Origin of the sequence: Pantoea hericii (genome assembly GCF_014155795.1) — a bacterium.
Classification (GTDB): domain Bacteria; phylum Pseudomonadota; class Gammaproteobacteria; order Enterobacterales; family Enterobacteriaceae; genus Pantoea; species Pantoea eucalypti.
The window spans coordinates 664,673-678,745 of record NZ_SCKV01000001.1 but is presented as its reverse complement, the minus strand read 5'-3'; the positions used below and the strand labels follow the sequence as shown (position 1 = coordinate 678,745).

Below are 14,073 nucleotides of genomic sequence, written 5' to 3'. Positions count from 1 at the left end.
AGGGAAACGTTCAGAGGGAAACTATGAACCGTCTTGAAGAGGTGCTGAAGCTGGCGGCGACTGAGCCTGCCCATCGGCCCGAGTTTTTCCAGTTGCTGCTGGAATCTGACGTCTTTGTTCCGGGCGAAAGTACCACGCAACAGTTTGATGCCAGCACGCCCGTTGATCTTCAGCACTGGGAAAAAGAGGATGGCAGCAGCATTATTCCTTTTTTCACGTCAGAAGAGGCGATGAGTGAAGCGGTAAGCGGTGAGCAGTCATGGCTGCGTCTGCCGGTACGGACGTTGTTTGAGATGACGCGTGGCGAGACGCTGTTTCTCAATCCTAAACTGCCTTCCGGCAAAGAGTTCACTGCAGCGGAGATCACGCATCTGCTGGCGGAAGAGGGCAGTGCGCTAAGTCAGCAGACTGTGCTGGAAGGCGGGCAGTCACTGCTGCTCTCTGAGGTGGCTGAACCGCCTGCACAGATGATCGACTCGCTGACTCAGTTGTTCACGAAGCATAAGCAGGTGCGTCGGGCATTTATTGCCAGTATTCGTGAACGGGCAGACGAAGCACCTAATTTACTGATTGGCATTGAAGCGGACAGCAACATTGAAGCGATCATCCAGGCGGCGGGCAGTGTGGCAACGGATACGCTGCCAGACGATGCGCCAGTGGATATCTGTGAAGTGATGCCGAACGATCGCGGCATCAGCCACTTCTTTACCGCGCACATCACACCCTTCTATGAACGTCGCTGGGGCAGTTTCCTGCGTGACTTCAAGGGCAGTGAGCGGATTATCTGACGCACTCAATACAAACAGGCGGCTCATGAGCCGCTTGTTTTTTATTTCGCAATAGGCAGGTCGTCCCGGCTGCCCCATTCGCCCCAGGATCCGTCATACAGCGTGGCATCCCGTGCGCCCAGCGCGGTCAGCGCCAGAATCAACACCACCGCCGTTACGCCTGAGCCGCAGCTGGCGACCACTGGCTGGGAAATATCGACACCTGCGTCAGCAAAAATTCTGCGCAGTTCCGCTTCCGGCTTGAGTGTTCCCTGCTCAACCAGCATATTCCACGGCACGTTCAGGCTGTTGGGAATATGGCCGCGATGCAGGCCGGGACGCGGTTCGTCCACTTCAGCGTTAAAACGATTGGCAGCACGGGCATCAACAATCTGCGCGCCGCCTTCATGGCTGATCAGCAGCACATCCGTCAGGCGTTTCACCCGGCTTTCATCCGCGTGGGCTTCAAACTCACCTTCCGGCAGATTCACTTCGCCGCTTGCCAGCGCAAAACCGGCCGCTTTCCAGCCCTGCAATCCCCCGGCCAGAATCGACACCTGAGCCACACCAAAGGTCTTCAGCATCCACCAGGCGCGGGGTGCGGAAAAGAGATTGCCTTCGTCATAAACGACCAGATGTTTATCACTGCTGATGCCCAGCTCGCGCATCGCGACGGCAAAGGTCTCGGCACGCGGCAGCATATGTGGATAAGGGCTGGTGTGATCGGAAAGGGCTTCAATATCAAAGTAAGGGGCGTCAGGTAAATGACCCGCCAGATACTCAGCCTGGATATCGCGAACCGCTTCCATTCCGGGTGGCAACAAACGTGCATCCAGTACCTGAAGGCGTTCATCGTTGTAGTGCTCTTGTAACCAGTCGGCGGACACAAACAGTGGCGTCGTCATAACAACCTCATCTCAGCAATCTGTCATACCAGTGTCAGGGAATGTGCGCACCATCTCAAGAGAAGCGTTGATTAAATGCGAGCATTGATATGAAATTGCGCGGCGTAATCAAACGACACTCCCTGCGTCCCGGTGAAGGAACTACCATGAAGAAACGCAATACCCGGCTGCTGCTCAGCATGCTGATCGGTGGCTCGCTGCTGTCAGCAACTCTATTACCTGTTTTGCCTCTTCAGGCGGCAGAGGCACCCTCAACGGCTCAGGTCAGCAAACCGCTGACCATTATCGATCTCTCAGAACTGCAGATCGACGGTGCCGCTGCGCTGGTCTTAACCTTCAGTCAGCCGCTGGATGATAAACAGGATATCGCGCAAAAAGTCAGGCTGACTGACGATAAACAGGGCCGGGTGGATGGCGGCTGGGAGCTTTCCGCTAACCGCAAAACGTTGCGCTTCCGTCATCCTGAACCCTCACGTCACTTCACCGTCACGGTGGATGCAGGATTGCGCGCGGCCAGCGGTGAAACGCTTGCCGCCGATTACAGCCAGAAAATCGCCACCAGTGATATCCAGCCGATGGTGGGGTTTGCCAGTCGCGGTTCATTGCTGCCGCTGCGTATCACGCAGGGACTGCCGGTGCTGGCGCTGAATGTGAACCAGGTCGATGTCGATTTCTTCCGCATTAAGAATGCCGGCCTGGCAGAGTTTCTCTCGCAGTGGAATTACGGCAATAACCTCTCCAGCTGGCAGTCACAGGATCTGCTGAAAAGCAGCCAGCTGGTCTACTCCGGTCGCTTCGAGCTTAATCCGGCGCGCAACACCCGTGAAAAATTGCAGTTGCCGATGAGTGACATTACCGCGCTTCAGCAGCCGGGCGTCTATCTGGCGGTGATGAAGCAGGCCGGAACGTATCGCTACAGCCAGCCCGCTACACTTTTCACCCTGAGCGACATTGGCCTCTCACTGCATCGCTTCCCGACTCAATTTGAACTGTTTGCCCAGAGCCTGGCAAACGGCCAGCCACTTTCCGGCGTCAGCGTCAGGTTGCTGGATGCCAAAGGGCAGGTGCTGCAAAGCGGCACCAGTGACAACACCGGCCATCTGCGCCTCAGGGCGGATGAAAAAGGCAGGATCCTGCTGGCCGTGCAGGGTGAACAGACCTCAATGATTGACCTGTCGCGTCCGGCGCTGGATCTCGCGGAGTTTCCGGTTGCCGGACCGCAGGGTTATGACAAACAGCTGTTTGTCTTTGGGCCGCGCGATATCTATCGCCCAGGCGAAATCGTCATCGTCAATGCGCTGCTGCGTGATGCCGACGGACATCCGTTGCCCGTTCAGCCGATAAAAGCAGAACTGGTGCAGCCCGATGGCCAGGTGATGCGAACCTTTGTCTGGCAGCCTGAGGCGGGCCTCTACCAGCAGCGCCTGGCACTGCCCGAATCTGCCATGACCGGCAACTGGATGCTGCGAATCAATACCGGCGATAACCTCAAGCGTGAATGGACGTTCCACGTCGAGGATTTTCTGCCGGAGCGCATGGCGTTAACCCTGAAAAATGACCCTCAGCCGCAGCCTGCTGATGCCCCCGTTGAGTTTGGTATTGAGGGGCGTTACCTCTATGGCGCACCGGCGGCGGGTAACACGTTACAGGGACAACTCTATCTGCGACCGGCACGCGAAGCGGTGGCTGCACTGCCGGGCTACCAGTTTGGTGACATTACCGAAGAGGGGCTAAAGCGCACGCTGGATGAGGTCGATCTCAAACTCGACGCCAGCGGTAAAGCGCAGCTTTCGGTAGAGAGTCAGTGGGATCAGCTGCACTCTCCGCTCAACCTGATCCTGCAGGCCAGCCTGCTGGAGACCGGCGGCCGTCCGGTCACCCGACGCGCTACCCAGGCCATCTGGCCTGCAGAAGCTCTGCCGGGTATCCGGCCGCTGTTCGGTAACAAGGCCGTTTATGACTACCGCAGTGACAGCTATCACGATGAGCCTACCGTGCCAGAAGAGAGCCTGGCCGAATTCGATATTGTCTATGCCAACAGTCAGGGCAAGAAACTGGCGGCAGACAAGCTGGATGTGCGCCTGATTCGTGAGCGCCGTGACTACTACTGGAGCTTCTCGGACAGCGAAGGCTGGCAGTCGCAGTATGGCGACAAAGACCTGCAGGAAGATGAACGCGCTATCTCTGTTCCGGCTGACGGCAGCACCAAAGTCAGCTTCCCGGTTGAGTGGGGCCACTACCGGCTGGAAGTGCAGGCGGGCGAGAAGATCGTCAGCAGCGTGCGGTTCCAGGCCGGTTATGACTGGCAGGACAACACCAACGGCACGGGTGCACTGCGTCCGGATCAGGTCAGACTGAAGCTGGACAAAGCGGCTTACCAGCCGGGCGACACCGTGCATCTGCAGGTTGACTCCCCGGCAGCCGGTAAAGGTTACCTGATGGTGGAGTCGAGCAGCGGCACGCTCTGGTGGCAACCGCTGACTGTACCTGAGGGCGGCACAACAGTGGATGTCCCTGTTGCTGAGAGCTGGCGGCGTCACGATCTCTACTTCAGCGCTATCGTGGTGCGTGACGGTGATAAGGTCAGTGGCGCAACGCCAAAACGCGCGGTGGGGCTATTACACCTGCCGATGGCGACAGAGGCGCGCCGCTTAAACCTGACGCTGGATGCACCCGATAAAATTCGTCCTGAGCAACTCCTGACGGTCAGGGTTCACGCCGGTCGTGACGGCGGTCCGCTGCCTGAAAAAGTGAATGTACTGTTGTCAGCCGTGGACAGTGGCGTGCTGAGCGTCACAGATTTTAAAACGCCCGATCCGTGGCAGGCTTTCTTTGGCCGTAAACGCTACAACGTCGATCAGTACGATGTCTTTGGTCAGCTGATCGAAGGCGGTGGCCGACTGGCGGCGCTGCGTTTTGGTGGTGATGGTGAAGATGAATCGATGACGCGCGGCGGTAAAAAGCCGGTAACGCATGTGAATATCGTGGCGCAACAGTTGCAGGCGGTAACGCTGGATAAAGAGGGCAACGGGACGATTACGCTACCGATCCCGGCGTTTAACGGCGAACTGCGGCTGATGACCCAGGCCTGGAGCGACGATAGCTTCGGCGCGGCAGAGCGCAAACTGGTGGTTGCGGCGCCGCTGATCAGCGAACTGGCCACGCCGCGCTTCCTTGCCAGCGGCGACTCGGCATCACTGGCGCTCGATCTCACGAACCTGACCGATCTGCCGCAAACTCTGAAAGTGGATGTGGCCAGCAGTGGCTTAGTCGATCTGGCCGGTGCGGCCAGCCAGAGCGTGACGCTGGCCAAAGGCGCTCGTACCACACTGCAGATTCCGGTCACGGCGAAAACCGGCTTTGGTGATGGCGAGATTGCCGTACAGATTTCCGGTCTGAACCTGCCGGGTGAACAGGTTAAGGCCAGCAAACAGCAGTGGAAAATCGGCGTCCGGCCGCCTTATCCTGCCCTGACGCTGAACTTTGATGCCGTTATCAATCCCGATCAGCCCTGGCAGATCGCGGCAGCGGCGCTGACCGGCCTGGATGCACAGACCCTGAGTGGACAACTCACGCTGAGCAATCGTCCGCCGCTGAATATCGCCAGCTATATCAGTGCGCTCTATGCCTATCCCTACAGCTGTCTGGAACAGACTACCAGCGGGCTCTGGCCTTCGCTTTACACCAGCCATGCTGAGCTAACTGCTATGGGCATTAAAACCAGCAGCGATGAAGCGCGACGGGCCGCCGTCGACACCGGCATTGCTCGTCTGGCGGGCATGCAGCGGGCTAACGGCAGTTTCGGGCTGTGGGATAAACAGAGTGAAGAGGAGTTCTGGCTGACGCCTTATGTAACGGACTTCCTGCTGCGCGCCAGTGAGGCGGGCTATGCGCTGCCAGATAATGTGGTTGATCGCGCTAACGCACGGCTGCTGCGCTACTTGCAGGATCCCGCGCAGATCAGCGGCGGCAGCAGTGACGACAACGCCGCGCTGCAGTTCAGCGTGCAGGCTTACGCCGGATTGGTGCTGGCGCGTCAGCAGCGCGCGCCACTGGGTGCGCTGCGTGCATTGTATGAAAAGCGTGAGAAAGCCCGCTCCGGCCTGGCGCTGATGCAGCTGGGTGTCGCGCTGAAGCTGATGGGTGACGGGCAGCGCGCATCGCTTGCGATCATGCAGGGTGCCACGCTGACCCGCTCGGACAAAGCGTGGTACGGCGACTATGGCAGCACGGTGCGCGATGAGGGGATGATGATTGCCCTGTTAGCAGAGAATAAGCTGCAGCCTGATTTGCAGAATAGTCTGCTGCTGTCGCTCTCCAAAGAGGTCAGGGGAAAACGCTGGTTCTCGACCCAGGAAAATAACGCACTTTATCTGGCTGCGCATACGTTACAGCAGGCGCAGGGCGGGAGCTGGCAGGCGCAGCTGTCCGGTAACCCAGCTCCGTTACAGGGCGATGCACCGCTGAATAAAGGGCTGGGCGCTGAGCAACTGCTGCAGGGGCTAGCCATCAGTAATCCGGGCAGTGCGCCGCTGTATGGTCGTCTGGACGTCACCGGTTATCCGCTGGCCGCGCCTCAGCCGGAGAGTAATGTGCTCGGGATAAAACGTGAATATTTCACCCTGGATGGCAAAGCTGCCGATCTCAGTAATCTGCGCAGCGGTGAATTGCTGGTGGTTCGTCTGACGGTCTCCTCGAAACGCAGCATCAGCGATGCGCTGGTGGTGGATCTGCTGCCTGCCGGTCTGGAGCTGGAAAACCAGAATCTGGCGGATAGCAGCGCCAGCCTCGGTGACAGTGCGGATGCGCTGAAGGAGAGCATGGGTGACATGCAGCAGGCTGATATCAAACACATCGAGTTCCGAGACGATCGATTCGTCGCGGCCCTGGCGGTGGATACCTATCGTCCCGCCACGCTGGTCTATCTGGCCCGGGCGGTCACGCCGGGTCGCTATCTGATGCCACCGCCGCAGGTGGAGTCGATGTATGTGCCGGAGTGGCGCGCCACCGGCAGTACACCGCCGCAGCTGCATATCCAGTAAGTGATGCAGGGCGTGATTAACATCAGCGCCATTAAAAAGCGGTGGCTCGTGCTGCCGTTTTTTTTTCTGGCGTTATGGCTGGCGACATGGGGACTGGATCGGCTGTTCCCGCTGCCGCTTAAAGAGGTGCAGCCTGCGCGGGTGATTGTGGCCAGCGACGGCACGCCGCTGTGGCGCTTTGCGGACAGCAAGGGCATCTGGCGCTATCCCGTCACACCAGAAGAGGTCGCTCCGGCTTATCTGCAGGCGCTGCTCACCTACGAAGATCGCTGGTTCTGGTATCACCCCGGCATCAATCCGCTGGCGCTGGTGCGTGCGGCCTGGCAGGATTTGCGCCATCAAAGCGTTATTTCCGGTGGCAGCACGCTGACCATGCAGGTAGCACGCCTTATCGACCCGCAACCCCGTACGCTGCGGGGCAAGCTAATCCAGGCGTGGCGGGCGCTGCAGCTTGAATGGCACCTTTCCAAACGTGACATCCTGACGCTCTACCTTAACCGTGCGCCTTTTGGCGGCACGCTGGAAGGGGTGGGCGCGGCAAGCTGGAGCTGGCTGGGGAAATCCCCGTCACAGCTGACACCGGGCGAGGCAGCGCTGCTGGCGGTTTTGCCGCAGGCACCCAGCCGACTTCGCCCCGATCGCTGGCCAGAGCGGGCAGAAGCGGCACGCAATAAAGTGCTGGATCGGCTGGCGGAATACCGCATCTGGTCCGCTGAGCAGGTGGCGGAAATCCGTCAGGAGCCGGTCTGGCTGCCGCCACGGCAGATGCCGCAGATGGCGCCGCTGCTGGCCCGGCGATTACTGTCGATCAGTTCCAGCGACAAGATTGTCTCCACGCTCGATCCTTCACTGCAGCGCGAACTGGAAAGCCTGGCGCTGAACGTTAAAAACCAGCTTCCGCCGCGTACCTCACTGGCGATGCTGGTGGTCGATCACACCACCATGGCGGTTCGGGGCTATGTCGGTTCGGCTGACTTTACCGATGACAGTCGGTTCGGGCATGTGGACATGATCGCCAGCGTGCGTTCGCCTGGCTCGGTGTTAAAACCCTTTGTTTACGGCATGGCGCTGGATGAGGGGCTGATTCATGCCGAATCGCTGCTGCAGGATGTGCCGCGTCGCTTTGGTGATTACCGGCCAGGCAATTTCGACACCGGTTTTCACGGGCCGGTCAGCGCCAGCGATGCGCTGGTACGCTCCCTGAATCTGCCGGCTGTACAGGTGCTGGAGGCGCTGGGACCGAAAAACGTTGCGGCGCGTCTGCGCAATGTGGGTCTGAATTTACGTTTCCCGCCAGGCGCGGAACCCAATCTTTCGTTGATTCTTGGCGGCACCGGCGCCCGTATGGATGAAATTGTGGCGGCTTATAGCGCCTTTGCCCGTCACGGCAATGCCGCTGCACTGCGCTGGACGCCCGATCAACCCTTGCAGCAGCGACCGCTGCTTTCACCCGCATCGGCGTGGATCATCCGGCGCATCCTGGCGGGTGAAGCGCAACCGGCCGGTAATGGCAGCGTACCTGATGTGGTGCCGCTGGCCTGGAAAACCGGCACCAGTTACGGCTATCGCGACGCCTGGTCGGTGGGCATCAATCCCCGTTATCTGATTGGCGTCTGGGTGGGGCGGCCGGATGCGACTCCGGTTGCCGGGCAGTTTGGTTTCGCCTCTGCCGTGCCAGTCATGAATCAGATTAACAGCGTGCTGATGAGCCGTCTCGGCAGGCGTGACGTGCCGGTCGACCCACGTCCGGCCTCGGTAACGGTCGCGACCATCTGCTGGCCTGGTGGTCAGCCGTTGCCTGCCGGAGATGAAAACTGCCGCCAGCGTCGGCAAAGCTGGGTCGCTTCTGATACGTTGCCGCCAACACTGCTGGCGCCCGGTCAGGAGAGCCTCAGCGGATTACGCGCCGGCTACTGGCAAAATGTGCAGGGACTGCGCGTCGCAGCAGATTGCCCCGGCGCTACCCGCCACGAACGGCTGGTCTGGCCGCTGCCGCTGGAGGCCTGGCTGCCGCCTCAGGAGCGGCGGGCGCAGCGCTTACCGCCTGTCGATACCCATTGTCCGCCATTACAACAGGGCAGTAGCGCACCACTGATTGTCACCGGCGTTGTTGAGCGGCAAATCGTTAAACCGCTGCCGGGTAATAGCACGCTGACGATCCCGGTCGCGGTGCAGGGAGGGCAGGGCACGCAACGCTGGTGGTTCCTGAATGGTGAGCCATTGATGACGCAAAACGCGGCGAACAGCCTGTCGCTGCATCTTGATCATCCCGGCGAGTATCAGCTGGTGGTAATGGATGAAGAGGGACAACTTGTCTCGGTCACCTTCACTCGGGGCTGACGATTTTTTGCGCTAAATCATAACTATGGCGCGCCTGCCTCGACTCAGATCAAGAATTTTCAACAAATTGGGGATCTCTGATAGGCAATGCCGCACTCAGCCCCTATAATCGGCGCCGTTTCTTAACCGGGGCGGACGCCACCGGTTTCTTCAGAACGTCAAGACAGAGGTCATCATGGCAATCGAACGTACTTTTTCTATCATCAAGCCAAACGCCGTCGCTAAAAATGTGATTGGTGCTATCTATAACCGTTTTGAAAGCGCTGGCTTCAAAATCGTTGGCGCAAAAATGCTGCAGCTGAGCAAAGAGCAGGCTGAAGGCTTTTACGCTGAGCACCAGGGCAAGCCATTCTTCGATGGTCTGGTTGAATTCATGACCTCTGGCCCGGTTGTTGTATCCGTGCTGGAAGGTGAAAATGCGGTTCAGCGTCACCGTGACCTGATGGGTGCAACTAACCCGGCAAACGCACTGGCTGGCACACTGCGTGCTGACTACGCTGACAGCTTCACCGAAAACGCGACCCACGGTTCAGATTCTGCTGAATCCGCTGCCCGCGAAATCGCTTATTTCTTCGGCGAAAACGAAATCTGCCCACGTACCCGTTAATCGCCCGGCGATAAACGTTACAGCGGCTTTACAAAAATCTGCGTAGGGGAGGTCACTCCCGCCTGTTATCAGGCCGCAGATGTTGTACAATATTGCGCCTTCATTGACATCGCTTAATGAAGGCGCAATTTTTTCACCTATCCCTGAACAGCGCCATAACGTGTAACAACGAGGCCAGAGAATATTATGTCCGAACAGATTGAGACGTCCGCGTCCGCTTCCCCCATTGTCGTTTCTCCCAAAAGCCAGAAAATAAACCTGCTGGATCTCAACCGTCAGCAGATGCGGGAATTTTTCCTGTCGCTGGGCGAGAAGCCTTTCCGCGCCGATCAGGTCATGAAGTGGATTTATCACTACTGCTGCGATGACTTCGAGCAGATGACCGACATCAACAAAAAGCTGCGTAACCGGCTGATGGAGCTGACGGAAATCCGCGCGCCAGAAGTGGCGGAAGAGATGCGCTCCACCGACGGCACCATTAAATGGGCTATCCGCGTGGGCGACCAGCTGGTGGAAACGGTCTATATCCCGGAAGGCGATCGCGCCACGCTGTGTGTCTCTTCACAGGTGGGGTGTGCGCTGGAGTGTAAATTCTGTTCGACCGCACAGCAGGGTTTTAACCGTAACCTGCGGGTGTCAGAAATTATTGGTCAGGTGTGGCGTGCGGCGAAAATTGTCGGCGCAGCCAAAATCACCGGCCAGCGTCCTATCACCAACGTGGTGATGATGGGCATGGGCGAGCCACTGCTCAACCTCAATAACGTGGTTCCGGCGATGGAGATCATGCTGGATGACTTCGGTTTTGGTCTGTCGAAGCGTCGCGTAACCCTCTCAACGTCAGGCGTCGTGCCTGCGCTGGATAAACTGGGTGATATGATCGACGTGGCGCTGGCGATCTCGCTGCATGCAGCAAACGACAAGCTGCGTGATGACATCGTGCCGATCAACAAAAAGTACAATATCGAAACCTTCCTGGCCGCGGTGAAGCGTTACATCGCGAAATCCAACGCCAACCAGGGACGCGTGACCATTGAGTACGTCCTGCTGGATCACGTCAATGACAGCACTGATGATGCGCATGAACTTGCCGCATTGCTGAAAGAAACACCGTGTAAAATCAACCTGATTCCGTGGAACCCCTTCCCGGGCGCGCCGTATGGCCGTAGCTCTAACAGCCGTATCGATCGTTTCTCCAAAGTTTTGATGGACTATGGTTTTACCACCATCGTGCGTAAAACCCGTGGTGACGACATTGATGCCGCCTGCGGTCAGTTAGCCGGCGAAGTCATTGACCGTACCAAGCGGACGATGCGCATCAAAATGGCGGGTGAAGCCATATCTGTGAAGCCTCTCTAGAAGGTTGAAATCGCGCGTTTCCTGACGTGATGACCCGTGGCAGGCTGCAGCCTGTCAACGTCAAACGGAGGGAAACGATTATGCGTAATGGATTACCTGCATTGTTGCTGGCGCTGTTTGTTGTAAGCGGGTGTGTCAGTCAGCCGCGTGAACCTGGCGCAGAAGAGGTGCGTCTGCAGTTAGGGATGCACTATCTGGCCAGTGGCGACGCTGCTGCGGCTGAGCGAAACTTTCTACGGGCACAGGCCGCTGCGCCACAGGATTACCGGGTCTCGCTTGCGCTGGCACGGCTGGCACTGAAGCAGGGTAATCAGACAGCGGCGCAGGCACGGTTTATACTGGCACAGCAGCAGGCGCCGGATAATGGTTTTGTTGCTAACAATTACGGTGCGTTTCTCTGCGCTTTAAGGCAGTATGACGAAGCGCATCAACAGTTTAGTCGGGCAAGCGCAGCACAGCAGTTTGATGCTCGCAATGACGCGCTTGAACTGGCAGGCTTTTGTTATCTGCAGGCTGGCGATGTTGCTGCTGCCCGCAGGGCGTTACGTCAGGCCATTGATGCTGACAGGCGTAAAGCTGACTCGCTGCTGTCGGAAGCTGAAAAGCAGCTGGCAGATAACCATCTGTCGAAGGCCCAGGTTTTGCTTAGTGTTTACCAGCAACAACTGCCTGAAACAGCACGAAGTCTGGCGTTACACTTACGTTTCGCCGCGCTACAGGGAAATGCCGCTGACGTTTCACGTTATGGCGACCGGTTAGCGCGACGTTTTCCGCAATCGATACAGTACCAGCGTTATTTAGCTAATGAATACTGAAGCCACTCAAGAAAACTCTGCATTACAATCAACAGGTGAACGCCTGCGTCTGGCCCGTGAGCAGATGGGGCTGACGCAGCAGAACGTCGCTGAACGCCTGTGCCTGAAACTTTCTACCGTGCGTGACATTGAGGAGGACAAATCACCTGCTGATTTAGCTTCCACGTTCCTGCGCGGCTACATTCGCTCTTACGCGCGTCTGGTGCATATTCCTGAAGAGGAACTGCTGCCGATGATGGCGAAGCAGACACCGATTCGGTCTTCAAAGATTGAGCCGATGCAAAGTTTTTCACTGGGCAAACGCCGCAAGAAACGCGACGGCTGGTTAATGATTTTTACCTGGCTGGTGGTGTTTGTGGTCGTGGGGCTGACGGGCGCCTGGTGGTGGCAGAACCATAAAGCGTCTCAGGACGATCTGGTGCCGATGACCGACCAGAGCAGTAGCAGCGGTGATAATGGTCAGTCGATTCCGCTGGGTGAAAGCAGTGGTGATAGCGCGGCACCTGCCGCAACTGACGAGAGCAACACCACCACGACCAGTAACAGCGGCGCAGCCAGTGCGCCGGCGAGTGCGGCTCCGGCCGCCACCGCCAGCAATAGCGCGACCACCACTCAGCCGGATAACACCAGCAATGCTGTGGTGTCGCCGAGCCAGGCGCCAGTGGACAACTCAGCGGCTGCACCAGCAGCCACGACGCCGACAACCAGCGCGGCACCTCCGATGCCCGTCGGTGCAGCTGCGGTCAATGAGCCGGCAGCTGACCCTAATGCGGTGGTCATGAACTTCAACGCCGACTGCTGGCTGGAAGTCAGTGACGCGACCGGCAAAAAACTGTTCAGCGGCATTCAGCGTAGTGGTGGTAAACTCAGCCTCGCAGGAACGCCTCCGTATCGTCTGAAAATTGGCGCGCCTCGTGCGGTTCAGGTGCAATATCAGAATCAGCCCGTTGATTTAAGTCGTTTTATCCGTAATAACCAGGTTGCTCGCCTGACGTTGGGTGCGCAATAACAGCGTATCGCGTACCGGGCAATTGTGGAGAAGAAATATGCATAACGAAGCACCCATTATCCGCCGTAAATCCAAACGCATTTACGTCGGCAAGGTGCCGGTCGGTGACGGCGCGCCAATCGCTGTTCAGTCGATGACCAACACCCGCACCACTGACGTGGAAGCGACGGTAAATCAGATCAAAGCCCTTGAGCGAGTCGGTGTCGACATCGTTCGTATCTCGGTGCCTACCATGGATGCCGCAGAAGCATTCAGACTGATCAAACAGCAGGTGAATGTACCGCTGGTTGCAGATATTCATTTTGACTACCGCATCGCCCTGAAAGTCGCCGAGTATGGCGTCGACTGCCTGCGCATCAATCCCGGTAATATCGGGAACAATGAGCGCATCCGTATGGTGGTTGACTGCGCACGCGACAACAATATTCCGATTCGAATTGGCGTGAACGCCGGTTCACTGGAAAAAGATCTGCAGGAAAAGTATGGCGAGCCGACGCCGCAGGCGTTGCTGGAATCAGCCATGCGTCATGTTGATCATCTTGACCGTCTTAACTTCGATCAATTCAAAGTCAGCGTAAAAGCCTCTGACGTCTTCCTCGCGGTTGAATCTTATCGCCTGCTGGCGAAACAGATCGAACAGCCTCTGCATCTCGGCATCACCGAAGCGGGTGGCGCACGCGCAGGCGCAGTAAAATCTGCGATTGGACTTGGCCTGTTACTGTCAGAAGGGATCGGCGATACGCTGCGTATCTCGCTGGCGGCGGACCCGGTTGAAGAAGTCAAAGTCGGTTTCGATATCCTGAAGTCACTGCGCATTCGCTCTCGCGGGATCAACTTCATCGCCTGTCCAACCTGTTCACGTCAGGAGTTTGACGTTATCGGCACGGTCAACGCGCTGGAGCAGCGTCTGGAAGATCTGATCACCCCGATGGATGTCTCCATTATCGGCTGTGTCGTCAACGGACCGGGTGAAGCGACCCTCTCTACGCTGGGCGTGACCGGCGGCAGTAAGAAGAGTGGTTTCTACGAAGATGGCGTGCGTCAGCGCGATCGTCTCGACAACAATGACATGATCGATCAGCTGGAAGCGCGCATTCGCGCCAAAGCGTCGATGCTGGATGCCAGCCGCCGTATTGATGTGCAGCATCTGGAAAAATAATGGCGCGCGCGGTCTGCGTGCGTGACTTTTTTGACTGAACCTGTGCGGTTTCATCCTCATAAGGTATGATGCC

At 57.9% G+C, this 14,073-nt stretch carries 9 protein-coding genes; 8 read left to right on the top strand and 1 reads right to left on the bottom strand.

Features of this window, described 5'->3' with window-relative positions:
- Positions 1-23: 23 nt before the first annotated feature.
- On the top strand, positions 24-788 hold the full coding sequence (gene sseB / locus H7K52_RS03080) for an enhanced serine sensitivity protein SseB (protein WP_140033141.1): 765 nt from the start codon (positions 24-26) through the stop codon (positions 786-788).
- Between the two features lie 41 nt (positions 789-829).
- Here sseB and sseA read toward each other — a convergent pair whose 3' ends face one another.
- Positions 830-1,672 (bottom strand): 3-mercaptopyruvate sulfurtransferase, encoded by an 843-nt coding sequence (gene sseA / locus H7K52_RS03075; RefSeq protein WP_003848671.1) that lies wholly within the window; start codon positions 1,670-1,672, stop codon positions 830-832.
- A gap of 146 nt (positions 1,673-1,818) precedes the next feature.
- On the opposite strand from sseA, the gene H7K52_RS03070 reads away from it, so the two are divergent.
- The 7 genes from H7K52_RS03070 (at position 1,819) to ispG (ending at position 14,000) form a co-directional block, all read left to right on the top strand.
- Positions 1,819-6,714 (top strand): alpha-2-macroglobulin family protein, encoded by a 4,896-nt coding sequence (locus H7K52_RS03070; protein WP_182629669.1) that lies wholly within the window; start codon positions 1,819-1,821, stop codon positions 6,712-6,714.
- Between the two features lie 3 nt (positions 6,715-6,717).
- Positions 6,718-9,054, top strand: coding sequence for a peptidoglycan glycosyltransferase PbpC (gene pbpC / locus H7K52_RS03065; RefSeq protein ID WP_182629668.1), 2,337 nt, complete (start codon positions 6,718-6,720; stop codon positions 9,052-9,054).
- Positions 9,055-9,229: 175 nt separating this feature from the next.
- Entirely contained in the window at positions 9,230-9,661 is a 432-nt protein-coding gene (gene ndk / locus H7K52_RS03060; protein WP_003848684.1) for a nucleoside-diphosphate kinase, read from the top strand.
- Between the two features lie 186 nt (positions 9,662-9,847).
- Complete coding sequence (gene rlmN / locus H7K52_RS03055) at positions 9,848-11,017, top strand: dual-specificity RNA methyltransferase RlmN (protein WP_003848686.1); 1,170 nt, start codon at positions 9,848-9,850, stop codon at positions 11,015-11,017.
- A gap of 80 nt (positions 11,018-11,097) precedes the next feature.
- Positions 11,098-11,832 (top strand): type IV pilus biogenesis/stability protein PilW, encoded by a 735-nt coding sequence (gene pilW / locus H7K52_RS03050; RefSeq protein ID WP_182629667.1) that lies wholly within the window; start codon positions 11,098-11,100, stop codon positions 11,830-11,832.
- Positions 11,822-12,841, top strand: coding sequence for a cytoskeleton protein RodZ (gene rodZ, locus H7K52_RS03045; RefSeq protein ID WP_003848690.1), 1,020 nt, complete (start codon positions 11,822-11,824; stop codon positions 12,839-12,841). The genes pilW and rodZ overlap by 11 nt, the downstream gene beginning before the upstream one ends.
- A 37-nt stretch (positions 12,842-12,878) precedes the next feature.
- The gene (ispG, locus tag H7K52_RS03040; protein WP_003848692.1) at positions 12,879-14,000 is read left to right on the top strand and encodes a flavodoxin-dependent (E)-4-hydroxy-3-methylbut-2-enyl-diphosphate synthase; all 1,122 of its coding nucleotides are present in this window, start codon (positions 12,879-12,881) and stop codon (positions 13,998-14,000) included.
- Positions 14,001-14,073 lie beyond the last annotated feature (73 nt).